22 protein-coding genes and 1 pseudogene are annotated in these 21,359 nt (G+C 70.7%); 12 read left to right on the top strand and 11 right to left on the bottom strand.

What is annotated here, in order from left to right; genetic code table 11:
• The first annotated feature begins 39 nt into the window (after nucleotides 1–39).
• Complete coding sequence (locus BJY18_RS05290) at nucleotides 40–951, top strand: glycoside hydrolase family 16 protein (protein ID WP_221457574.1); 912 nt, start codon at nucleotides 40–42, stop codon at nucleotides 949–951.
• A gap of 68 nt (nucleotides 952–1,019) precedes the next feature.
• Here the strand turns inward: BJY18_RS05290 and BJY18_RS05285 are convergent, their stop codons facing one another.
• A complete protein-coding gene (locus BJY18_RS05285) occupies nucleotides 1,020–2,798 on the bottom strand; it encodes a pectate lyase-like domain-containing protein (RefSeq protein ID WP_312873747.1) in 1,779 nt (592 codons plus the stop codon).
• A 287-nt stretch (nucleotides 2,799–3,085) separates the two neighbouring features.
• Here BJY18_RS05285 and BJY18_RS05280 point away from each other — a divergent pair, with 287 nt between their 5' ends.
• Nucleotides 3,086–3,937: a GH25 family lysozyme gene (locus BJY18_RS05280; protein ID WP_376774642.1), complete on the top strand. Its 852-nt coding sequence runs from the start codon at nucleotides 3,086–3,088 to the stop codon at nucleotides 3,935–3,937.
• 46 nt (nucleotides 3,938–3,983) lie between these two features.
• On the opposite strand, the gene BJY18_RS05275 is transcribed toward BJY18_RS05280, so the two are convergent.
• The gene (locus BJY18_RS05275) at nucleotides 3,984–5,489 is read right to left on the bottom strand and encodes an FAD-dependent oxidoreductase (RefSeq protein ID WP_184778162.1); all 1,506 of its coding nucleotides are present in this window, start codon (nucleotides 5,487–5,489) and stop codon (nucleotides 3,984–3,986) included.
• Nucleotide 5,490: 1 nt separating this feature from the next.
• Nucleotides 5,491–6,390, bottom strand: coding sequence for an AurF N-oxygenase family protein (locus tag BJY18_RS05270; protein ID WP_184778160.1), 900 nt, complete (start codon nucleotides 6,388–6,390; stop codon nucleotides 5,491–5,493).
• A gap of 121 nt (nucleotides 6,391–6,511) precedes the next feature.
• Here BJY18_RS05270 and BJY18_RS05265 point away from each other — a divergent pair, with 121 nt between their 5' ends.
• Nucleotides 6,512–7,021 carry a GNAT family N-acetyltransferase gene (locus BJY18_RS05265; RefSeq protein WP_184778158.1) on the top strand — a complete coding sequence of 170 codons (510 nt, stop codon included), beginning with the start codon at nucleotides 6,512–6,514 and terminating at the stop codon, nucleotides 7,019–7,021.
• A gap of 54 nt (nucleotides 7,022–7,075) precedes the next feature.
• Nucleotides 7,076–7,705, top strand: a complete 630-nt coding sequence (locus tag BJY18_RS05260; RefSeq protein ID WP_184778156.1) for a DUF6518 family protein — start codon at nucleotides 7,076–7,078, stop codon at nucleotides 7,703–7,705.
• 10 nt (nucleotides 7,706–7,715) lie between these two features.
• On the opposite strand, the gene BJY18_RS05255 is transcribed toward BJY18_RS05260, so the two are convergent.
• Complete coding sequence (locus BJY18_RS05255; RefSeq protein WP_184785068.1) at nucleotides 7,716–7,892, bottom strand: hypothetical protein; 177 nt, start codon at nucleotides 7,890–7,892, stop codon at nucleotides 7,716–7,718.
• Nucleotides 7,893–7,975: 83 nt separating this feature from the next.
• On the opposite strand from BJY18_RS05255, the pseudogene BJY18_RS37960 reads away from it, so the two are divergent.
• Nucleotides 7,976–8,170, top strand: a pseudogene (locus BJY18_RS37960) (MFS transporter); the annotation flags it as partial.
• A 22-nt stretch (nucleotides 8,171–8,192) separates the two neighbouring features.
• Here the strand turns inward: BJY18_RS37960 and BJY18_RS36665 are convergent.
• The gene (locus BJY18_RS36665; protein ID WP_246458775.1) at nucleotides 8,193–8,402 is read right to left on the bottom strand and encodes a hypothetical protein; all 210 of its coding nucleotides are present in this window, start codon (nucleotides 8,400–8,402) and stop codon (nucleotides 8,193–8,195) included.
• Nucleotides 8,403–8,483: 81 nt separating this feature from the next.
• Here BJY18_RS36665 and BJY18_RS36300 point away from each other — a divergent pair, with 81 nt between their 5' ends.
• Nucleotides 8,484–8,876 (top strand): MFS transporter, encoded by a 393-nt coding sequence (locus BJY18_RS36300; RefSeq protein ID WP_221457572.1) that lies wholly within the window; start codon nucleotides 8,484–8,486, stop codon nucleotides 8,874–8,876.
• Between the two features lie 16 nt (nucleotides 8,877–8,892).
• Here BJY18_RS36300 and BJY18_RS05245 read toward each other — a convergent pair whose 3' ends face one another.
• Nucleotides 8,893–10,281 carry a KamA family radical SAM protein gene (locus tag BJY18_RS05245; RefSeq protein ID WP_184778154.1) on the bottom strand — a complete coding sequence of 463 codons (1,389 nt, stop codon included), beginning with the start codon at nucleotides 10,279–10,281 and terminating at the stop codon, nucleotides 8,893–8,895.
• Nucleotides 10,282–10,401: 120 nt separating this feature from the next.
• Between BJY18_RS05245 and BJY18_RS05240 the strand changes: the two genes are divergently transcribed.
• Genes BJY18_RS05240 through BJY18_RS05230 form a run of 3 tightly spaced genes read left to right on the top strand, consistent with a single transcriptional unit; the run spans nucleotide 10,402 to nucleotide 14,423 of the window.
• Nucleotides 10,402–12,009, top strand: coding sequence for an amidohydrolase (locus BJY18_RS05240; RefSeq protein WP_184778152.1), 1,608 nt, complete (start codon nucleotides 10,402–10,404; stop codon nucleotides 12,007–12,009).
• Between the two features lie 10 nt (nucleotides 12,010–12,019).
• Nucleotides 12,020–13,633, top strand: coding sequence for an apolipoprotein N-acyltransferase (lnt, locus tag BJY18_RS05235; RefSeq protein ID WP_184778150.1), 1,614 nt, complete (start codon nucleotides 12,020–12,022; stop codon nucleotides 13,631–13,633).
• Between the two features lie 25 nt (nucleotides 13,634–13,658).
• Entirely contained in the window at nucleotides 13,659–14,423 is a 765-nt protein-coding gene (locus tag BJY18_RS05230; RefSeq protein ID WP_184778148.1) for a polyprenol monophosphomannose synthase, read from the top strand.
• Nucleotides 14,424–14,543: 120 nt separating this feature from the next.
• On the opposite strand, the gene BJY18_RS05225 is transcribed toward BJY18_RS05230, so the two are convergent.
• The 3 genes from BJY18_RS05225 to BJY18_RS05215 all read right to left on the bottom strand — a co-directional run bounded on the left by BJY18_RS05225 (nucleotide 14,544) and on the right by BJY18_RS05215 (nucleotide 17,314).
• Entirely contained in the window at nucleotides 14,544–14,891 is a 348-nt protein-coding gene (locus BJY18_RS05225; protein WP_184778146.1) for an RNA polymerase-binding protein RbpA, read from the bottom strand.
• A 223-nt stretch (nucleotides 14,892–15,114) separates the two neighbouring features.
• Nucleotides 15,115–15,891, bottom strand: a complete 777-nt coding sequence (locus BJY18_RS05220; RefSeq protein ID WP_184778144.1) for a thymidine kinase — start codon at nucleotides 15,889–15,891, stop codon at nucleotides 15,115–15,117.
• A 22-nt stretch (nucleotides 15,892–15,913) separates the two neighbouring features.
• Nucleotides 15,914–17,314 (bottom strand): MFS transporter, encoded by a 1,401-nt coding sequence (locus tag BJY18_RS05215; RefSeq protein WP_184778142.1) that lies wholly within the window; start codon nucleotides 17,312–17,314, stop codon nucleotides 15,914–15,916.
• 247 nt (nucleotides 17,315–17,561) lie between these two features.
• Between BJY18_RS05215 and BJY18_RS05210 the strand changes: the two genes are divergently transcribed.
• Nucleotides 17,562–18,263: a transglycosylase family protein gene (locus BJY18_RS05210; protein WP_184778140.1), complete on the top strand. Its 702-nt coding sequence runs from the start codon at nucleotides 17,562–17,564 to the stop codon at nucleotides 18,261–18,263.
• Nucleotides 18,264–18,276: 13 nt separating this feature from the next.
• Here the strand turns inward: BJY18_RS05210 and BJY18_RS05205 are convergent, their stop codons facing one another.
• Nucleotides 18,277–19,230, bottom strand: a complete 954-nt coding sequence (locus BJY18_RS05205; RefSeq protein WP_184778138.1) for a helix-turn-helix transcriptional regulator — start codon at nucleotides 19,228–19,230, stop codon at nucleotides 18,277–18,279.
• Between the two features lie 92 nt (nucleotides 19,231–19,322).
• Here BJY18_RS05205 and BJY18_RS05200 point away from each other — a divergent pair, with 92 nt between their 5' ends.
• On the top strand, nucleotides 19,323–19,892 hold the full coding sequence (locus tag BJY18_RS05200) for a DinB family protein (RefSeq protein ID WP_184778136.1): 570 nt from the start codon (nucleotides 19,323–19,325) through the stop codon (nucleotides 19,890–19,892).
• A gap of 161 nt (nucleotides 19,893–20,053) precedes the next feature.
• On the opposite strand, the gene BJY18_RS05195 is transcribed toward BJY18_RS05200, so the two are convergent.
• A complete protein-coding gene (locus BJY18_RS05195; protein ID WP_184778134.1) occupies nucleotides 20,054–20,839 on the bottom strand; it encodes a glycerophosphodiester phosphodiesterase family protein in 786 nt (261 codons plus the stop codon).
• Between the two features lie 67 nt (nucleotides 20,840–20,906).
• Here BJY18_RS05195 and BJY18_RS05190 point away from each other — a divergent pair, with 67 nt between their 5' ends.
• On the top strand, nucleotides 20,907–21,287 hold the full coding sequence (locus BJY18_RS05190; RefSeq protein ID WP_184778132.1) for a hypothetical protein: 381 nt from the start codon (nucleotides 20,907–20,909) through the stop codon (nucleotides 21,285–21,287).
• Nucleotides 21,288–21,359 lie beyond the last annotated feature (72 nt).

Genomic DNA, 21,359 nt, shown 5'->3' with positions numbered 1-21,359 from the left:
GGATGCGAGTTTCCGGTCCCTCCCACCGAAAGGCTGATCATGGCACGTTCCCGAACCCGGTTGCGCCGGGTGGCACTGGCGCTGGCCGCGGCCGCGGCCCTGCCGCTCACCGCGGCACCCGCCCAGGCCGCCGACGACTGGACCACGGTGTTCTCCGACGAGTTCGACGGTGCCGAGGGCACCGGCCTGGACACCCAGAACTGGCTCTACGACACGGGAACCGGCTATCCCGGGGGTGCGGCCAACTGGGGTACCGGGGAGATCGAGACCTCGACCGACTCCACCGAGAACGTCTACCACGACGGCTCCGGGCACCTGGTGATCAAGCCGATCCGGGACGCCGGTGGCGCGTGGACCTCGGGCCGGATCGAGACCCAGCGCACCGACTTCGGCGCCCCCGAGGGCGGCCAGATGGAGATGAGCGCGACCCTGCAGCAGCCGAACCCCGAAAGCGGTCTCGGCTACTGGCCCGCGTTCTGGGCGATGGGTGCCGACGCGCGCCCGGTCGGGGCCACGAACTGGCCGAGCATCGGTGAGCTGGACATCATGGAGAACGTCAACGCACTCGACAAGCACTCCAGCACGTTCCACTGCGGTGAGTGGCAGGGCGAGTGCCACGACCCGGACGGCATCACCAGTGACCTGCAGGACTGCGCGGACTGCAAGACCGGCTACCACACCTACTCGGTGGTGGTCGACCGCCGCGACGCCGCGGCCGAGGAGCTGCGGTTCTCCCTCGACGGCAACCAGACCTTCGCGGTCAAGCAGAACGAGGTTTCGGCCGAGACCTGGAAGGCCGCGGTGGACCACGGTTTCTTCGCGATCTTCGACGTCGCGATCGGCGGCTCCTACCCGAACAAGGTGTGCGGCTGCACCTCGCCGGACGCGAACATCACCTCGGGCGCCGGGATGAGCATCGACTCGTTCTCGGTCAAGGTCAGCAACAGCTGAGCAACGCGAAAAAACGGGCCGTCTTCCCCACGTGGGAAGGCGGCCCGTTTTTCGAGGTCAGGCGTCGATCACGGGTAGTTCGGCACGTTCACCGGGGTCGTCCCGTCCGGGGTGACGTCCCCGGTGTCGTTCACGACGTGGGTGATCGTCCCGCGGTGGTTCAGCGAGACGGTGAGCAGGCTGTGCAGCTTCACTCCGTCGTTCTGCGGCACCTCGAACGCGTGGTAGCTCGAGACGTCCGGGTTGGTGTCGAAGAAGCAGTAGCTGCCCAGCCCCCAGCCCTCGTGCGAGGTGACGCCGTCGCCGACCTTGTAGGCGGCATATCCGGCGGTGTCCGGCGACGAGTTCCACGAACCCTGGTCGGGTACGTCGTAGGGCATCTCGTTCTGGAAGAAGATCGTCCTCCCGCGCTGCCCGTTCCAGATCACCTGGTACTTCTGGTAGTGCTCGACGAACAGGCCGGTCGCGGTCACGTCGTCGCCGTTGACCACCACACCGGTGTCCGCGGTGTTGGTGGTCCACCCGACAGTGCCGTCCTTGCCGTGGTCGGCCCGCCACGCCCAGGCGTGGTCGACGATGGTGTCGTCGCTGTTCACCACGAGGCTGTTAGTGGCCTTGCCCGCCACGTCCCCGCCGACGCGGAAGAACACGTCCTGCAGCGACACCGGGTTCGCCGAATGGTCGGTGTGCTTGCCTTCCTCCCCGACGGTCAGCAACGACTTCGAGTTCGAGGTGCCCGCGTCGAAGAGCACGCCCTTCACCCGCACGCCGTCGGCGTCCGCGACGTGCATGGCGTCCACGCCGTTGTCCGGGATCAGCGTCGGGTAGCCGACGCCGAGCACGGTGGTGTCCGGGTTGGTGACGTTGAGCGTCTGGTCCAGGTGGTAGATGCCCGGGGTGAAGAACAGGCTGCAGCCGGCCTCCAGCGAGCTGTTGATGTCGGCCGCGGTGTCGCCCGGCTTGACCACCCGGTACTGGCTGATCGGCTCGGAATCACCGGGCGTGGCGCCGTTCGCCCAGCTCGGCCCGGAGGCGTCCGTGCGCAGCGCGGGCTTGAACACCCGGTAGTTCCCGCTGTCGTCGACGTAGAGGTAGGGCACGTCGCGCGAGACCGGGGTGGTGTCCAGCGTGGTCTCCGGCGGGTCCGGGAACGTGCTGGCCGGCGCACCGCTGGTGCCGGAGAACACCATGTTCCACACTCCGCCGTCCCAGCTGCCCAGCGCCGAATCGCGGGTGTACCACTGTTGCTGGGAGATCGAGGCGGTCTTGCCCGACACCTTGGTGTCGGCGAGGTAGCCGCCGCTGGCGTAGCCGTAGCTGGCCGGGTACAGCGCCAGGTCGCCCTGGACGTCCATGCGGCGGAACGGCGCGGCCTGGGACACGGCCCAGCGTTCGGTGCCGCTGGAGGGCTTCACGGCCAGGTTCTCGGCCGAACGCCAGAAGTTCTGCAGCGCCGAGCCCTCGTCGGACTCGTTGAAGGCGTCCACCGTGACGTCGCCGTTGATCGTCACGTCACCCGGGTTCTGCCCCAGCCCGGCGACGGAGGTGTAGTAGCCGACGTTGTCGCTCACCGAGTAGCTGCCCGGTTTGAACAGGTGCGCGACCCGCCCGGAGGAGAACTGCGCGCTCTGCGTGTCCTTCTGCGCCTCGAAGTCCTTGTCGAGCTGCGCCTGGATGGTGTCGGCAGGCATGCCCGGATCGAAGATGTGCACGTTCGGGCCGAAATCGGGTTGCTCGGGCTGTCCGCAGCCTGCCTGCGCGCCGCCGGACGCCGGTGCGTCACCGGACGCCTGCGCGGCCGGAATGCCGATGCCGAGACCGGCCAGCAGTGCCGACGCGGTCAGCACCGCACCGGCGATCGGTCCTCGCCGCCTCGATCGGCGCTGTCGTCGCTGTCGTGAAGTCGGGTCCACGCCCTTGATACCTCCGCCGTTGGGGATTCACCGGTTAGGTGGGGAGCAGAAGGAAAGTAACCACGCGGTTACCGGCCGCGGGTCACGACGGCGTAACGGTTGTCTGGACCATTGAGGCCTGCCCGTTTGGACACGAAAGAGTGACCCGTCGTCGCGCGCGGACGGCGTACGGCAGGCACGATGGCGACCGGATCACCCCGCCGATCATGAACGGAGGCGAGATGAACCGGACCGATCCGGGACACCGGCGCGGACGGGTGTGGATGGCACTCGCCGTGGCCGCGCTGGCGCTGCCGTGGACGATCGCGACCGCGGGACCGGCCGCGGCCGCCGACTACTCGAAGGCCGCCGGGAACTACGCGGGATCGCAGATCGCCCTGCACGAAGGCGTGGCGGGCAGTCCGGCGCGGGCGGACCTGGCCGTGGCGCAGACCCTCGGGCACGACGTGAGCGGCCACCAGGGCGCGGTGGACTGGAAGAAGGCGGCGGGCTCGGGCGCCCAGTTCGCCTACGTCAAGGCCACCGAGGGCACCGGGTTCGTCAGCCCGCAGTTCGCCCAGCAGTACAACGGCGCGCACGACGCGGGCCTGATCCGCGGCGCGTACCACTTCGCCCGCCCGGATATCTCCGGCGGCGCCGAACAGGCCGCGTACTTCATCGCGCACGGCGGTGGCTGGGGCGGCGACGGCACGACCCTGCCGGGCGCGGTGGACCTCGAGTACAACCCGTATGGCGACGCCTGTTACGGCAAAAGCCCGGCGGACCTGACCGCGTGGATCGACGACTTCGCCCGCACCTACCTGGCGAAGGAGCACCGCAGCACGGTCATCTACACCTCGACCTCGTGGTGGAAGCGCTGCACCGGCAACACCGCCAAGTTCGGCGACACCAACCCACTGTGGCTCGCCCGCTACGCCTCGGAGATCGGCGAGCTGCCCGCGGGCTGGGACAAACAGAGCATCTGGCAGTTCGCCAGCACCGGTGGGCTGCCCGGCGACCAGAACTACTACAACGGCCCGTTCGGCCGCGTGCAAGCGCTGGCCCGCGGCAATTCGTCGTCGTCAGAGGCCTGAGTACACCGCCTCGTGAGTGGCGGCGCCGCTCGCCACTCACGAGGGTTCAGTGGGTGCGGGCCAGGCGCTTTCGCAGCCGGCTGATCGGTGAGGAAGTCCGTACGGGGAGCCGGCCGGAGGTGATGTCGTCGAGCAGCGTCGCCACCGTCTCGCGGGCACAGGTGCGGTTCGCGCCGATCCCGCCCGACGGGCCGCGCTTGATCCAGCCGACCACGTAGGCGCCGGCGCGGTCGTGTACCCGGCCCGAGGTATTCGGGATGGTCCCGGACGCCTCGTCGAACGGCAGGCCGGGCACTGGTTTTCCGCGGTAGCCGACTGCGCGCACGACCTGGTCCGCGGAGATTTCGACCGGTCCGTCGGCCCCGCTCACCCGCAGCCCGCGCACCTGGGTGTCGCCCGTGACGGCCGATGACGCGGAGTGGAACCGCAGGACGATCCGGCGGCCTTCGCCGGCCGGCGGCACGGTCCAGTCCACCGCCTCGCGGTCCAGTCCGCGCAGCAGCCTCGCCTTGCCTTCGCCGGCGTCAATCGCCGCAGTGGTACGGGAATCCTCGCTGTCCACGACGAGCGGCACGCTCGTCCGCTGCGCGAGCGCGAGCAGTTCCGGGGTGGTGTACGCGGCGTCGCCCGGGCCGCGCCGGGCGAGGAGCACCACCTCACGCACCTTGCTCGACCGCAGTCGCTCGAGAGCGTGCGGGGCGATCGAGGTACCGGCCAGGTCGTCGGGATCGGCGGTCAGGATCCGCGCCACGTCCAGCGCGACGTTGCCGGTACCGATCACCACGACGCGTTCGGAGGACAGGTCGACCGCGTCCTCGGGTACGTCGGGGTGGCCGTTGTACCAGGCGACCACGGTCGTCGCGGCGACGCTGCCCGGCAGCTGCTCGCCCTCGAGCCCGAGGCTGCGCGCGGACGACGCCCCGACCGCGTAGAGCACCGCGTCGTGCCGCCCGGCCAGCTCGTCGATGCTCACGTCCCGGCCCACCTCGACACCCAGCCGCATCCGCAGCCGCGGATGACGGTGGAAGCGCGCGAAGGTCTCGCCGATCCGTTTCGTGGCCGGATGATCCGGTGCCACGCCGTAGCGCACGAGCCCGCCGGCGACCGGTAGCCGGTCGATCAGCGTGACCCGCGCGTTCGTGTGCAGCAGCAGGTCCTCGACCGCGTACATCCCGGCCGGGCCGGTGCCGACCACGGCCACGTCCGGCGGTGCGAAATCGCTCGGGATCGGATGCTCGAACGACGGCGGTCCCCACTGGTGGAAGTTCGGCGCCGGGTCCGCCACGGCGGCCGGTTCCCGGCCGGCGAAGTACTCGGCGTTGATGCCCGCGTACACCTCGAGTGGCCCGGTGAGCAGGTCGGCCGGGAAGATCGCGTCCACCGGGCAGGCGTCCGCGCAGGCCCCGCAGTCGATGCAGGTCGCGGGGTCGACGTAGAGCATGTCCGTGGTGCCGAAGCCGGGTTCGCCCGGCGCCGGGTGGATGCAGTTGACCGGGCAAACCGCGACGCAGGAAGCGTCGTTGCAGCAGGTCTGGGTGATCGCGTACGCCATGTCAGATCAGGTTCGCCCGCTTGTAGAACACGGTCGCGGCCTTGGTCAGCAGACCGCAGGAGGCGAGGAACTCCATCAGGCCCGCGCAGCTGGAGCGCAGCATCGCCTTGTGGTGCTCGTTCGCCTTGGCTTCGCGCACCGCGCGCCGCGTGTCGAGGCCGGCGTGCGCGTACACGCTGCGGTTGACCATGCTGCTGACGATGAAGTACGAGGCGATGGACACGACCAGCGCGTTGTACTGGCGGCGGAGCCGGCCCGCGCCCTCGAGCCGTTCCCGGGTCTCCTCCCGGGCGAACTTCATGTGCCGGGACTCCTCGACCACGTGGATGTTGTTGATCGTGCGCACGAACGGCACCACGCGCTCGTCGCGCATCCAGTCGCGCTGCATCACGTCGAGGACCTCTTCGGCGACGAGGATCGCGGCGTACGCGGCTTCGCCGTTGGCCGTCGCCTTGAAGACGCGGCCGAGTTCGACCGCCGTCCGGCGCGGCCGGTAGGGGGGAGCGCCGAGCTTTTCGGCACCGCGGGCGAACATGATCGAGTGCCGGCATTCGTCGGCGATCTCGGTCAGCGCCCACTGGAACGACGGATCGGTCGGGTCCTTGGCGTAGAAGTCCCGCAGCACCATCTGCTGCAGGATCATCTCGAACCAGATCCCGGTGCTGGCGACCGACGCCGCCTCCTGGCGGGTCAGTTCCTTCTGCTGCTCCGGGGTCATCTCGGCCCAGTAGCTCGTGCCGTAGAGCGTGCTCCACTCCGGGCTCGCCCCGTGGAAATCCTTGTCCAGCGGGGTTTCCCAGTCCACCTCGTGGACCGGGTCGTAGGACAGCGTCTCGGACGAGTCGAGCAGCCGCCGCGCGGTGTCCCCGCGAACGGAGGAGTGCACATCGGCGCTGGTCATACGGTCCTCCCTGAAGGACGAGTAGGCGTTACCGAGATTCACTGTTACCTAAGGTAACACTTATCTGGCCGGACCGCGAGGGGGCGTGCCCCGCGATGGCCGATGCGGCACACTGCGGGGCATGGCGCTTCGCGACACCGTGCTCGCCACGGCGCGGTTGCGGCTGACCACCTGGTCGCCCTCGGACCTGGACGACCTCGCCGCACTGCACGCGGACCCCGAAGCGATGCGGCACTTGCGAACCGGGCCGCAAACCCGGTCGGCCACGGCGAAGCGGCTCGGCGTCTTCATCGCCGAGCACGAACGCCGTGGCTGGTCGAAGTGGCGGGTGGAGACCACTGACGGCGAGTTCGTGGGACGCGCGGGTTTCGGCACCGCCCACGGCACCGGGCACCGCGAACTGGGCTACCTGCTGGCGCGTCCGGCGTGGGGCGCCGGCTTCGCCACGGAGCTGGCGCAAGCGCTGAAGGACTGGCATGAGGCGCATCCGTCGCCGGGGGTCGCGCCGCCACTGCGCGGGTACGTCTACCCGGCCAACGTGGCCAGTCGCCGTGTCCTGGAGAAAGCCGGGTTCCGGCTGCTTCGCGACCAAGACGGGGAACTGGTGTACGAAACCGGCTGCGGGAGCTGAGCCGTCCGGACCCGGGTCCCATGCCGGCGTGGGGCCGGTCGCTACGCTCCGCGGATGACAGCCGCCGAGGAGAGCTCCACTCAGCCGGACACGGCGGCCAGGCGCGCGGTGGTGACGAAGGCGATCGTGGCCGCCGCCGCGGGTCTGCTGCTCGGTGGCCTGACGTCGTATGCCCAGGCCGTAATGCCCCACGTGCTGGCGTCACTGGCGAATTCGGCCAGCGGCTGGACGCTCGTGACCGTCCTCGTGGTCTGGCTGCTGCGGGAGAAGACCGCACCTTCGGCGGTGTTCGGCCTGGTGGTCTTCGTTGCGCTGGTGCTCGGCTACGCGGCGGCGGCCTCCCTGCGGGGGTTCTTCTACGACCCGGTGATGTTCGGCGTGATCGCAGTGGTGGCCGGACCGTTCGTCGGTGCCGCCACCTCCTGGTTGCGACGCCGGTGTTGGCGTGCGGCGCTGGGGTCCGCGCTGCTGGCCGGGATCGCGCTCGGCGAATGTCTCTACGGGATGACCGTGGTGGCGGACACGACGAGCTGGGTGTATTGGACCCTGATCGGTGTCGCCGGCGTCGTGCTGCTCGCCGTGGTGCTCGCGCGCCGGGCCGGCGACGCGCTCTGCGCCGTGACCGGAGTCGCGGCGACGGTCGTCGTCGCGTGCGTCTTTTTCCTCTCCTACCGGATGTTGTGACCTTGCGAGGTCAACGTGCGTCATCGGGGTGTCGGCTGCGCGTGGCCCGCTCCAGTGCTCGGTCCACAATGGTCAGTGCCTCGAGTGCTCGTTCGCGGTCGTCGCCGAGGTCGGCCAGTAGCGCGGACTCGGTGGCGACCTGCCGCGGGAACAGGGCGTCCAGCGCGGCTTTGCCCGCCTCGGTCACCGAGATCAGCGACGCGCGCCGGTCCCCGGCCGGTCAGCTCGGTGCCCTCGTAGACCGGTTCCAGTGCGCGGTCGAGGTGACCGGTGACCGCGTTCCTGCTCGGCCTGGTCGTCGGGCAGCTGGTGATCGGCCCGCTCAGTGACGGCCTCGGCCGGCGCGGGCTGCTGCTGGATGGTGTCGCCGGCTATGTCGTGTGTTCGGTCGGCTGCGCGCTGGCGCCGACAGCCGAGGTGCTGATCACCGCGCGGTTCCTGCAGGGAGCCCCCGCGGCCGCGGGAATGGTGCTGGCGAGGGCGATCATCACCGATCGCGCGCCTGACCGGAGATCCCGCGGTACTTCGCCCCGCTGTCGCAGATCATGGGGAGCGTCCCGGTCGCGGCACCGGTGCTCGGCGGGGCGGTGCTCTCGGGTCCGACGTGGCGGACGGTCTTCGGGCTGCTGCTGATCAGCGTCCTGGTGAAGGTGCCGGAAACGCTGCCGCCGGGGCGCCGGGCCCGCGGTGGGCTCACCGGGACGTTCCGCGCGATGGCCGCGCTGACGCGAAACCGGCCGCTGCGCTGCCACGGCCTGCTGCTCGGGTTCTCGTCGGCTTGCTCGTCTGCGCGGTCGTCATCGCGGTCGCCGGCGGGGCGGCGCAGGTGCTGGCCGTCGTCGCGTTCGGGGAGAGTTTCGCGGCCGCCGGGGTCACGTTGTTCGTGGTGCTGGCGGGCATCGGGATGATCTTCCCGGCGACGATGAGCCTCGGACAGACGATCGGCGGCGCCGTTCCCGGCGCGGCTTCGGCGCTGATGGGCGGGCTTCAGTTCGCCTGCGGCGCGGTGGCCTCGCCGCTGGTCGGCGTGTTCGGCGAGGGCAGTTCCCTGCCGATGGCGGTGATCATGCTGAGCGCGCTCGTACTGGCCGGTCTCGCGCTGGTCGTCCTGGTCCGCCACGCGGAGGGGCACAGAGAGGTGGCTCCCGCGCTCGCCGCGGAAGCCCCCTGAACCCCCTGAACCCCGCTCAGCCGGACTGCTCGGCCCACCACCGCTTCCCGGCCTCGGGAAGGGTGGAGATCGGGTCGTAGTAGGGGTACTGCCGCTGCAGCGCCTCCGGATCGTCCAGTTCGATGCCGGTGCGGTAGTTCTTCGTCCAGTACGAGATGCCGCGCTCGCGGTCGTAGTCGGCGAGCTGGTGCACCCACCGCTTCCCGACGTAGGGCACGTCGCACACGATGCGTGGGGTCGCGTAGCCGGGCAGGTAGCCCATGATCGCGTGCTGCAGCTGCTGGGCCTCGTGCACCGAGACCCGCCAGTGCTCCGCGTTCGGGATCATGTCGCACATGTAGAAGTAGTACGGCAGGATGTTCGCCTCGCCCTGCAGCGCGAAACACAGGTCCAGCAACGCGGCCGGGGTCGCGTTGACGCCGCGCATCAGCACGCCCTGGTTCCGCACGTCGCGGACCCCGACCTCCAGCGCCGTCCGCGCCGCCTCGGCCACCAGCGGGGTGACCGACTGGGCGTGGTTGACGTGCGTGTGGATGGCCAGGTTGACCCCGCGCCGCTGAGCGGTGAGCGCCACCCGCTGCAGGCCTTCGGTCACCTTCGGCTGCAGCCAGTGCTGCGGCAACGCGGCCAGCGCCTTCGTGGCGAGCCGGATGTCCCGCACCGTCTCGATGTCCATCAGCCGCATCAGGAACGACTCCAGCTGCGGCCACGGCACGTTCGCCACGTCGCCGCCGGAGACCACCACGTCCCGCACCCCGGGGGTGCGCTTGAGGTAGTCGATCATCGCGTCCTGCCGGTCCACCGGCTTGAGTTCCAGTTTGTGCTTCTGGACCTGCTCGGTGGAGTTGCCGACCAGGTCCATCCGGGTGCAGTGCCCGCAGTACTGTGGGCAGGTCGAGATCAGCTCGGCCAGCACCTTGGTCGGGTAGCGGTGGGTGAGCCCCTCGACCACCCACATCTCCGCCTCGTGCAGGGAGTCCCGCTCCGAATGCGGATGGCTCGGCGACACCGGGTCCCGGTCGCTGCGCACCGGCATCATGTACCGGCGGATCGGATCGGCGTAGAACGCCTCGGTCACCTTCGCCGGGTCGGTGCCCGCGGTGGGCGCCATCGTGTTGAGCATCTGGGGCGGCACCAGCATCGACATGGTGGCCATGTCGCGCTGGTCGGCGACCAGGTCCTCGTAGAAGCGCTCCTCCAGCAGGTCACCCATCAGCGCGCGCAGCTGCCGGACGTTGCGTACACAGTGCACCCGCTGCCACTGCGCGTCCCGCCACTCGGCGTCGGTGACGTCCTGCCAGCCGGGGAAGCGGCGCCAATCGGGTTCCACCAACTCGGTGCGCGCGTACTCGTACGGCTGGTCGGGGGCGGCGGCAGTCGGCACAGGTTCCTGGATCGCAGTCATCTGTACTCCTCGTCGTCGGGATCGCGTGAAAATATCCTGTCACAACGTTCTCACAGCGTAAATCTTTTCGCACGGCGGGTGGGTGTCGGATAGTCTGCACCACGGGGGAGACTTGCAGGGGTGACGAACGACAGCACCACGCTCCTGCTCGGCGGCCGCATCTACACCCCGTCCTCCTCCGACGCGACGGCGATGGCGGTGTCCGGCGGCACGGTCGTGTGGGCCGGGCAGGACGCGCCTGCCCGGGCACTGCACCCGGACGCCGAGGTGGTCGACCTCGGCGGCGCCTTCGTCACCCCCGCCTTCGTCGACGCCCATGTGCACGCGACCGCCACCGGACTGCACCTGGCCGGCCTCGACCTCACCACCGTGCGCAGCGCCGCCGGCCTGCTCGCCGCGGTACGCGAAGCGGTCGTCCCCGGCCAGGTGCTGCTCGCACACGGCTGGGACGAGTCCACCTGGGCCGACCCGCGCCTGCCCAGCCGGGCCGAACTGGACGACGCCGCCGGTGGCGCCCCGGTCTACCTGAGCCGCGTGGACGTGCACTCCGCGCTGGTCTCGAGCGCGCTGACCGCACTGACCCCGGGCATCGACTCCGTGCCCGGGTGGTCCGCCGACGGCCCGCTGACTCGCGACGCACACCACCGCGTCCGTGCCGCGACCCGCGCCGCGGTGACCCGGGACCAGCGTCAAGCCGCCCAGCGCACGTTCCTCCGTACCGCGGCGGCGCGCGGCATCGTGTCGGTGCACGAATGCGGCGGCCCGGACATCGGCGGCGCCGAGGACTTCACCGACCTGCTCGCTCTCGCCGCGCACCCGGGGCTGCCCGAAGTGGTCGGCTACTGGGGCGAACTCGGCGCGGACCGCGCGCGTGCGCTCGGCGCCCGGGGCGCGGCGGGCGACCTGTTCGCCGACGGCGCACTCGGCTCCCGCACCGCGGCGCTGACCAGCCCGTACACCGACGACCCGACGACCTCCGGCGCCCGCTACGCCGACGCCACCGCGATCGGCGACCACCTCGCCGCCTGCACCGAAGCCGGCCTCCAGGCAGGCTTCCACGTGATCGGCGACGCGGCCGCCGCCGAGGTGCTGGAAGGGTTCCGGCTCGCCGAGAAACAGGTCGGCCAGCGGGCGCTCGCTGCCCGGCACCACCGGCTCGAGCACCTGGAGATGGTCACCGCCGACCAGGCCCGCGTGTTCGCCGAATGGGGCGTCATCGCGTCCGTGCAACCGCTGTTCGACCAGGCCTGGGGCGGGACCTCCGGGATGTACGCCGAGCGGCTCGGCACGGAACGCGCCGCGGCGATGAACCCGTTCGCCGCGCTCGCCGCCGAAGGGGTCGTACTCGCGTTCGGCAGCGACACTCCGGTGACCGCTCTCGATCCGTGGGCCGCTGTCCGCGCAGCGGTGCACCACCGGACCCCACAGTCCCGGCTGTCGGCCCGGGCGGCGTTCACCGCGCACACCCGCGCCGGGCATCGCGCGGCCGGAGTCAACGACGGGGTGACCGGCAGCCTCGTGCCCGGCGCTCCGGCACACTACGCGATCTGGGACGCCACCGACCTCGTCGTCGCCACCGCGGACACCCGCGTGCAGCGCTGGTCCACCGATCCACGCTCCGGCGTGCCCCCGCTGCCGCGGCTGGAACCGGACAGCCCGCTGCCGCGCTGCCTGCGCACCGTCCGCGGCGGGACGGTCCTCTACGACGAGTTCACGCCCGCCTCCTAAAGTTCCGGAGGTGGCAGTGACAGCGGCGGAGCCCGGCGTTCCGCACGAAGCGGGTGACCGGCGGGCGAAACGGGCGTGGCGGCCCTGGCTGATCCGGCTCGCGGCCGCGGCGGCGGCCGGGGTCCTCTACTACCTCAGCTTCGCGCCGCGTCCACTGTGGTGGCTCGCGCCGCTCGCGTTCGCCGCGTTCGCCCTGGTCCTTCGTGGACGGAAGTTCCGCGGCGCGTTCGGCTACGGTTTCGTGTTCGGTCTCGCCTTCTTCCTCACGCAGCTGCTGTGGATCCAGGACTTCCTCGGCCGCGAGTTCGGCCCGTGGCCGTGGCTGGGCCTGAGCTTCGCGCTGGCGCTCTACTTCGGACTCGGCGGCTTGCTGATCACCGTGGTGTCCCGCCTGCCGCTGGCGCCGCTGTGGGGTGCGCTGGTGTTCGTCGCGCTGGAAACCCCGCGCACCTGGTTCCCGCTCGGTGGTTTCCCGTGGGGCCGTGTCGCGTTCAGCCAGCCCGAGGGAGCGTTCCTGTCCCTGGCCTCGGTCGGCGGCGCCCCACTGGTCGGCTTCGCCGTCGTGCTCACCGGTTTCGGGCTGGCAGCGCTGCTGGCCCGGTCGTGGGCGACCCGGCGGATCCGCGACCGCGTGCTGGTGTGGCCGGTGGTGTTCACCCTCGTCCCGGCCGTGGCCGGGCTCGCCGTGTGGCCGACGATCGGCACGTCCGCCCAGGACGGCTCGCTCACCGTCGCCACGGTGCAGGGCAACGCCCCCGACATCGGCATCGCGCTCCAAGGCCAGCGCGGCGTGCTGCGCGAAAGCCACCTCGCGGAAAGCGCGCGGCTGCTGCAGCAGGTCCGGTCCGGCCAGCTGCCCGAGCCGGACCTGCTGGTGTGGCCGGAAACCGCGACCCCGCTCGTCGGCGATGACCCGGGCATCGACCAGATGGTGTCGTCGTTCGGCGTACCGGCGATCATCGGCGCGCTCGTCCGCCGCCCCGACGGCCAGGCGGAGAACGACGCCGTCGTGTGGGATCCGCGCACCGGGCCCGGCCCGCGTTACACCAAACAGGAACTCGTGCCGTTCGGCGAGTACGTGCCCGCCCGTTCGATCGCCCGCCTGGTCACCCCGTTCATCGACGACACCGCCGACATCCGCGCCGGGGACGGCACGAACGCGGCCCTGCCGGTCGCGGGCACCAGGATCGGCGTGTTCATCTGCTACGAGACCGCGTTCGACGGTCCCGCCCGCGACGCGGTGGACGAGGGCGGCGAGCTGCTCGTCGTGCCGACGAACAATGCCTGGTACGGGCCGGGGGAGATGAGCTACCAGCAGCTGGCGATGTCCCGGCTGCGAGCGGTCGAGCACGGCCGCGCCGTGGTGGTCTCGGCCACCACCGGCGTGAGCGCGCTGGTCGCCCCGGACGGAACGATCACCAGCTCAACCGGACTTTTCACGGCGGACGCCCTGGTCGAGCGCGTGCCGCTGCGCACGCAGACTACGCTGTCGGATCGACTCGGTGCGTGGACGGAGTACGCCCTGCTGGCACTGGCGATCGCCGGTGTCGCCGGCGGGGTCGTGCTCCGTTTTCGCACCCGGCGCGCCAGCGCCGGCAGCACAGCAGGGGACGCGGCGGGCTGACCCCGCGGAGATTCGGAGGAGACGGATGGCGCAGGCGCCGCGGGGGGCCGAAACGACCGAACCGGTGCTGGTGGTGGTCCCGACCTACAACGAACGGGACAACCTCGGCCCGGTGCTCGACCGGCTCCACAAGGCACTCCCGGACGCGCACGTGCTGGTCGTCGACGACGGCAGCCCGGACGGCACCGGGGAGCTGGCCGACGAGCGCGCCGCCGCGGACGAACGGGTCCACGTTCTGCACCGCACCGCGAAAGCCGGACTCGGCAAGGCCTACATCGCCGGGTTCCGATGGGGCCTGTCCCGCGGCTATGCCTCGTTCGTCGAGATGGACGCGGACGGCTCGCACGCGCCGGAGGACCTGCCCCGGCTGCTGGACGCGGCCGGCGACGCGGACCTGTCGATCGGCTCGCGCTACGTGCCAGGGGGAAGCACGGTGAACTGGCCGCTGCGCCGCCAGCTGCTTTCCCGCGGCGCGAACCTCTACTCGCGGTTCGCGCTCGGGCTGAAGGTGTCGGACATGACCGCCGGGTACCGCGTGTACCGCCGCCCGGTGCTGGAGAAGCTGGAGCTGGACGAGATCGCCTCGCACGGCTACTGCTTCCAGATCGACCTCACCCGCCGCACCGCCGACGCGGGCTTCGACATCGTCGAGGTGCCGATCACCTTCACCGACCGCGAGATCGGCCAGTCCAAGATGAGCGGTTCGATCATGCGGGAGGCGTTCTTCCGCGTCGCGGAATGGGGCGCCCAGCGGCGGCTGGCGCAGCTGCGCCAGCTGCTGGGCCGCTGAGACCGGCTGAGACCGAGGGGCCCGGCCCGAACGCCGTGAAGGCCTCCTGCAGAGGACGAGATCCCCTGCAGGAGGCCTTCACGGCGTTTCGGGTGGTGGGAGCCAGCTACTGGCCGAGCCTCAGGCGGACCGGCTGGTCCGGCGTCCCTTGAGCTCGGCGAGACGTTCGTTCAGCAGATCCTCGAGCTCGGGGATGGAGCGGCGCTCCAGCAGCATGTCCCAGTGCGTCCGGGGCGGCTTGGTCTTCTTCTGCTCGGGCTGCCCGCCGTCGATGATCTCGGACTCGCTGCCGTGCAGCCGGCACTCCCAGACCGCGGGGATCTCGGCGTCGTCGGAGAACGGCACCTCGAATTCGTGGTTCTTGGGGCAGGCGTAGCGCACGGTCCGACGCGGGGCGAGATCGTGATTGCGGTCGGTCTCGTAGCTGACCGCCCCCAGCCGGCTTCCACGAAGAACACGGTCGGCCATGTTGGGTCCTTTCAGTCAGCTCCGGGTGGAGCCAGGGTGGTGCTCACCCTATGCAACGAACGCGGTGTCCGCCGGATTCCCGGCAGACCATGTCGCTGCTCACGATGAGCTGCGTCACCCCTGGTCTTCAGCTTCCTCCAGTGGGAGACGTTTCGCCGTTCGTCGTGACGCAGATACCGCCTTCTTAGTGCGGATATCCCCCAGTTGGGCTATCGGCGTGTGACTAGGACAACCGTAACTGACCGTGCTGCGCGGTGGCCGGCCCCAGGTCCCCCAAGCGGAAATGTCGTCGGCACAGTACCTGATAACGCAACGTAGCCAGTTCACTCTGGAATCGTGCTGAAGCTGAAGATTCAACTACGGAGTGTTCGGTTTCTGACGACAGGGTGTCCGCGACCACCACGGTGTCGCCCTCGCGGATGATCTCGTCGCCCCGGACCCGCGCGTTGAACCGGCCCGGCAGCCCGCACCAGCACAGCACCTCCACCTGGACCGGCTGCAGCTCGTCGGCCAGTTCGAACAGCCGCGCCGCGCCGGGGAAGAGCCGGCTGCGGAAATCCGTCGCGATGCCGAAGCAGTACACGTCCACGCCCATCTCGTCGGCCAGTTCGGCGAGCTGGTCCACCTGCGCGGAGGAGAGGAACTGCGCCTCGTCGACGATCACGTAGTCCACGTGCCCGCCCCGCGCCCACTGCTCGCGCACCAGGTCCCGCACGTCGGTCCCGGTGCCCACCTCGGTGGCCCGGCGGGTGATGCCGATCCGGCTGGTGATCTGCGGCGTTCCGGAGCGGTCGTGGCGCACCAGCACCAGTCCGCGCCGGCCCTGCCGCGCGTGGTTGTGGTCGATCTGCAGCGCGAGCGTCGACTTCCCGCAGTCCATCGGGCCGTAACAGAACTTCAGCCGGCCGAGGGGGGTGCCGTTCCGCCGGACGCCCGCGGGCGGGGCCGCGGAGAGCGCGTCGGTCGGATCGTCGGGCACGGCGTCGTCGAGTGCGGTCACGACGCCCGACCCTATCGGGGCCTCACAGCAGCTCGGGCGGACGGTTGCCGGCCGCCACGATCGCCCGGCGGACCGGAACCAGTGCCACGAACACGAACCCGAGCACGAAGAACGCCACCAGTGCCACGATCGCCAGCCGGAACGATCCGGTGGCCTGCCCGACCCCGGCGAACACCAGCGGGCCGAGCCACGACGTGCCCTTCTCGCCGACCACGTAGAGCGAGTAGTACTGGGCGTCCTTGCCCGCCGGGATCATCTGGCTGAACAGCGACCGCGACAGCGCGTTCGTCCCGCCCAGCACCAGCCCGATGCCCACGGCGACCGCGTAGAACTGCACCGGGTGCGCCGGCTGCACGAAGTAGGCACCGACGAGGACCACCACCCACAGCACGAGGCTACCCAGGATGGTCCGCTTCGCGCCCAGCCGCCGCGCGACCAGCCCGTGCAGCGTCCCACCCACGTAGGCGAGGAACTGGATGACCAGCACCGTGATGATCAGCACCTCGTCGGAGAACCGCAGCTCGTCCTTGCCGTACTGCGCGGACACCGTGACCACCGTGTTAATCCCGTCCGCGAAGAGCAGGTAGCTGCCCAGGAAAGCCAGTGTGAGCGGGAACTGCCGGGCCGCGGACACAGTGCGTCCCAGTTCGCGGAACCCGGCGCCCAGCACGGTGCCACCCGGCCGCGACCCGGCCGGCGCGTGCACGCGGGGGAGTGCACGCAACGTCGGGATGGTGAACAGCGCCCACCACAGACCGGAGGTGAGGAAACAGATCCGCACCGCCGTGCCGGTGTCCACGTCGAGCGCGTCCCGGCTGAGGTAGAAGGCCAGCTGCAGCCCCAGCGCGAGCCCGCCGCCGAGGTAGCCGAACGCCCAGCCCTTCGCCGACACGGCGTCCCGCTCGTCCGGTCCGGCGATGTCGGTCAGGAACGAGTAGTAGACGACCAGCGAACCGCCGTAGCCGATGTTGGCCACCACGAACAACGCCGCCCCCAGCTGCCAGTTCGAACCGGCCATGAAGAACATCAGTGCCGAAGCGAGCGCACCCAGCGCGGCGAACCAGCCCAGGATCCGGCGTTTGCTGCGGCTGCGGTCGGCCACCGCCCCGGCGATCGGCAGCACCAGCACCTGCACCACGGTCGCGACCGCGAGCAGGTACCCCCACAGCGACCCGGCGGGGAAATGCAGCCCGAACAGGGACACGTCGCAGTGGCTCAGCTTGTCGTCCGCTCCCGCGGAGTCGACACAAGGGCTGTCCCCGTTGAGGGTGATGTTCTGCTTGGCGTCCGCCGCCGCCACAGTGCTCATGTACAGCGCGCCGAACACCGTCGTCGTCGACGAATAGAACGGCGAATTGGCCCAGTCGTAGAAGTACCAGCCCCGCCGTTCCCGTGCGTGGTCCCGGGCCTGCGCCGGCGTCATCCATGGCTCCTCGTCGTTCCCGGAACTCCAGGTCAGGCCGCACAGTACTGGTCGGGGACCGGACCACTGAGAACGACGTGGACTACGTGTCCGGTTTGTCATCTGTTTCTGTTCGGCACTGTTTCGCGGACCCGGAGAAATATCCGCCCGGGCGTGTCGCGTCAGGGAATTTCGCGTGTTTCATGTGAGACTGTTGTTCGTGGTGTGACTCTTGTGGTCAAAGGGTCACGTGCTTACTGTGCACCTCATGACCCACCGCGTTCGCACCGTCCGGCGAGGCGCCATCAGGGCTCTGCTGCTCGTGGCCGCCGTCCTCGGGCTGCAGCTCGTCGCCGCCGGCGCCGCGTCCGCGGACCCCAGCGCCACCTCCTGGGCCAAGCTCCGCATGTGCGAGTCCAGCGGCCGCTACAGCATCAACACCGGCAACGGCTACTACGGCGCCTACCAGTTCGACCTGCCGACCTGGCGCAGCGTCGGCGGCCAGGGCCGGCCGGACCAGGCCAGCCCGCGCGAGCAGGACTACCGCGCGCTCTACCTGTACCGGATGCGCGGCTGGCAGCCGTGGGAATGCGGCGGCAAGCTCAACCTCGCCGCCGACGGCGACGCCCGCAGCAAACGCGTCCCCTCCTACGACGACTCCGCCTACATGGGTGGCGGCGGCCTGCCCGCGCCGCCGGCCCCGGAACCCACCCCGCCACCGGCACCGCCGTCCGGGGAAATGCCGGCCTGGCCCGGCCTCGTCTACGCCTACGGCGACTGCGCCCCCGCGCTGCGCACTTTCCAGCTGCGCATGAACGCCTTCGGCTACGGCTTCAGCGGTACCGGCTGCTACTACGACAAGACCCGCACCGCCGTACTGGACCTGCAGCGCGCCAACGGCATCAACGATTCCGGCCGCCTCGGCCCGAAGACCTGGAAAGCCGCGTGGAAAGGCAAGCCACCTCGCTGACCGTCCGGCGCACTCATCCCGCGGCGTTTCCGCAGCGGCGACCCAGCAGCGCGAACGCCTCCCTCAGCTCCGCCGGCCCGACCACCTCGAAATCCGCGTCGAACGCGCTGACCGCCGCGGCGACCCCTGCCCAGGACCACGCACCCAGCACCAGGCGGCAGCGATCCGGACCCAGTTCTTCCACGACTCCGTCCCGCGCGTAGCTCGACACCTCCGCCGCGGGCACGTGCAGGATCACCTCGCCCCGGCACGGCCAGGCACCGGAAAGATCGGTGCCCTGGAACCGGCTGGCGACGAACGCGGACACCTCGCCACCCGGCAGGGCACGCGGCTCGAACCGGGGTCCGGTCGGCACCCGCGGGGTGACCCGGTCCGCGCGGAAAATACGCCAGTCCTTCCGGTCCAGGTCCCACGCGACGAGGTACCACCGGCGCCCCCACGTCACCAGATGATGCGGCTCCACCCGCCGCGGCTCGTCCGCGGACGCGTACCCGAAACGCAGCACCTCCCGCGCGTGCACGGCCGCTCCCAACGCCACGAGCACCTGCGGATCGATCTGCGAAGACGGCTGCGCACCCGGGCGCTCGACGGCGGTGACGCGAAACGCGTCGACCCGGTGCCGCAGCCGCGCGGGCAGCACCTGCCGCACCGTGGCCAGCGCCCGCGCCGCTGCCTCCTCGATCCCGGCGCCGGTCGTCGCCGCGGTCTGCAGTGCAAGCACGAGCGCGACGGCCTGCTCGTCGTCGAACAGCAACGGTGGCAGCCGGCTCCCCGCGTCCAGCCGGTACCCGCCGTCCGGCCCCTTCGTCGTCATGATCGGATAGCCCAGCTCACGCAGCCGGTCGACGTCCCGGCGCACCGTCCGCGGACTCACCTCCAGCCGCTCGGCCAACAATGCACCCGGCCAGTCCCGTCGCGCCTGCAGCAGCGAGAGCAGCGACAGCAACCGCGCGGAAGTCTTCGGCATCCCTCCATGATGACCCAGTAGCGGACATCCTCTGTCCGCTATCACCGCAAGAATGGCCCCCGTAACTCCCTGAACGGAAGGAACCGACCACCGTGACCACCACACCCGCCACGCTCGAAGGCGAACGCGCCGACCTCCTCGCCGAGCTCGCCGCCGCCCGTGCCGCACTGACCGCCACGGCCCGCGGACTGACCGACGCGCAGGCGGGCGAAACCCCGACAGCCAGCGAACTCTGCATCGGCGGCCTGATCAAGCACGTCGCCACCGTCGAGCGGAATTGGCTGAGCTTCGTCCTCGAAGGGCCGTCCGCGATGAACTACGCCCTGCCCGACGGCGTCACCTGGCAGGACATCGCCGCCGGCACCGCCCGCGAGTTCCCGCAGTGGATGACCGAGCGCCAGCAGGAGTTCCGGATGCAACCGGGGGAGACCCTCGCCGGCGTCCTCGAACACTACGAGCAGGTCGCCGCACGCAGCGAGGAGATCATCGCCACGATCACCGACCTGTCGCGCACCCACCCGCTGCCGGAAGCCCCCTGGCACGAACCCGGCGCGGCGCACAGCGTCCGCCGCGTGCTGATCCACGTCATCGCCGAAACCACCCAGCACGCCGGGCACGCGGACATCCTGCGTGAAACGATCGACGGCCGCAAAGCCGGCTGATCCGGCGGCGGGTCCGCCGCGGCGGGGCCGGACCCGCCGCCACGGTGCACCGCGGCACCGGTCGCGCCCCGTTCCGGGCCGCAGGGTCACCGTGCCGGCATTCGCGCCGCCCCGTTCCGGGCACCGCCGCGGTGACCCCGCGGCGGTGCCCGGAACGGCCGTCAGCCACCGTCGGGCCAGGTGCCCCGCTCCCGCAACACCTCGCGCAGCAGATCCGGCCGGTCGGTGACGATGCCGTGCACTCCGAGGTCCAGCAGCTCCCGCATCTGGTCGGGCTCGTCGATCGTCCACGTGTGCACCTCGAACCCGCGCCGCACCGCGGACTTCACGAACGCCCGGTCCACCACCGTCAACGGCCCCTGCCGCACCGGTACCTGTGCCAGCCACCCGCTCGCCAAGCGGCTCACCGGCAGCAACGGCACCCAGCCGTTGACCCACAACAGCAGAGCCGAACGCGGGCCCATCGCCGTGAGCAGCCGCGGACCGGCCATCCGGCGCAACCGCGCGAGCCGCCCGTCGGAGAACGACGCCGCGGCCACCCGGTCGAACGCCCCGGTCCGCTCCAGCACCCGGACGAACGGCGCCGCGGCCTGATCAGCCTTCACATCGATGTTGAAGAACGCCTCCGGCAGCTCCTCGAGCACGTCCTCCAGCCGCGACACCACGGCGCGGCCCCCGATCTTCGCGTGCTTGATCTGCTCCCAGGTCTGCGCCGCGATCGACCCGCCACCGTCGGTGGTGCGGTCGAGGGTGTCGTCGTGATGCACGACCACCACACCGTCCGAGGTCGCGTGCACGTCCGTCTCCACGTAGCGGTATCCCTCGGCGACCGCCTGGCGGAACGCCGGCAGCGAGTTCTCCATCCCCTCCAGCTCGCCCAGATGCCACCCGCGGTGGGCGAACGCACGGGGGAGCGGGTCGGCCAGATACGGAAACGGTGGACGCATGAGTACCAGTCTGCCCCTCCGGCATGGCCCCGGCGTGTTGACGCGGTGGACGGATAGAGTCCCGCGGGTGAGGGAACTGGCCGAAACCCCGCTGACCGGTGACGAACGAGTCGTGCCGCGCCGCAGCAACGCTCCGAAACACTGCGGCTGGTGCGGCCGCCGCCTGCCCGAAGCCGGTACCGTCGGCCGCCGGCGCCGCTACTGCGGCCAGTCCTGCCGCCAGCGCGCCTACGAACGCCGGACAGCCCTGCAACGCAGCGGACTCCCGGAGGACGCGGTCGTCCTGTCCGACACCGAGATCGCGGCGCTGCAGGACCGGCTCTTCCAGCTGCGCTGCGCCGCCGAAGACATCGTCACCGCCACCCACGACGGCGCCGACACCACGGAACTCCGCCGCCTCGCCGAAGAAATCGCCCACGCGGCGAAGGACCTCGAACAGCTGCGCTGACCCGCCCCGCGTGCTGCTCACCCGCCGACAGCACAGAACTGTCACCTCGCGATGGCCTCACGCGGACAAACA

Origin of the sequence: Amycolatopsis jiangsuensis (assembly GCF_014204865.1) — a bacterium.
GTDB classification, from domain to species: Bacteria; Actinomycetota; Actinomycetes; order Mycobacteriales; family Pseudonocardiaceae; genus Amycolatopsis; species Amycolatopsis jiangsuensis.
Note: the sequence above shows the minus strand (reverse complement) of the source record. Positions and strands in the feature narration are given on the sequence as shown.

Coding starts and splice junctions, on each gene's coding strand:
- BJY18_RS05290 (WP_221457574.1), top strand. CDS start 40: ATGGCACGTTCCCGAACCCGGTTGCGCCGGGTGGCACTGGCGCTGGCC.
- BJY18_RS05280 (WP_376774642.1), top strand. CDS start 3,086: ATGAACCGGACCGATCCGGGACACCGGCGCGGACGGGTGTGGATGGCA.
- BJY18_RS05275 (WP_184778162.1), bottom strand. CDS start 5,489: ATGGCGTACGCGATCACCCAGACCTGCTGCAACGACGCTTCCTGCGTC.
- BJY18_RS05270 (WP_184778160.1), bottom strand. CDS start 6,390: ATGACCAGCGCCGATGTGCACTCCTCCGTTCGCGGGGACACCGCGCGG.
- BJY18_RS05265 (WP_184778158.1), top strand. CDS start 6,512: ATGGCGCTTCGCGACACCGTGCTCGCCACGGCGCGGTTGCGGCTGACC.
- BJY18_RS05260 (WP_184778156.1), top strand. CDS start 7,076: ATGACAGCCGCCGAGGAGAGCTCCACTCAGCCGGACACGGCGGCCAGG.
- BJY18_RS05245 (WP_184778154.1), bottom strand. CDS start 10,281: ATGACTGCGATCCAGGAACCTGTGCCGACTGCCGCCGCCCCCGACCAG.
- BJY18_RS05230 (WP_184778148.1), top strand. CDS start 13,659: ATGGCGCAGGCGCCGCGGGGGGCCGAAACGACCGAACCGGTGCTGGTG.
- BJY18_RS05225 (WP_184778146.1), bottom strand. CDS start 14,891: ATGGCCGACCGTGTTCTTCGTGGAAGCCGGCTGGGGGCGGTCAGCTAC.
- BJY18_RS05215 (WP_184778142.1), bottom strand. CDS start 17,314: ATGACGCCGGCGCAGGCCCGGGACCACGCACGGGAACGGCGGGGCTGG.
- BJY18_RS05210 (WP_184778140.1), top strand. CDS start 17,562: ATGACCCACCGCGTTCGCACCGTCCGGCGAGGCGCCATCAGGGCTCTG.
- BJY18_RS05205 (WP_184778138.1), bottom strand. CDS start 19,230: ATGCCGAAGACTTCCGCGCGGTTGCTGTCGCTGCTCTCGCTGCTGCAG.
- BJY18_RS05195 (WP_184778134.1), bottom strand. CDS start 20,839: ATGCGTCCACCGTTTCCGTATCTGGCCGACCCGCTCCCCCGTGCGTTC.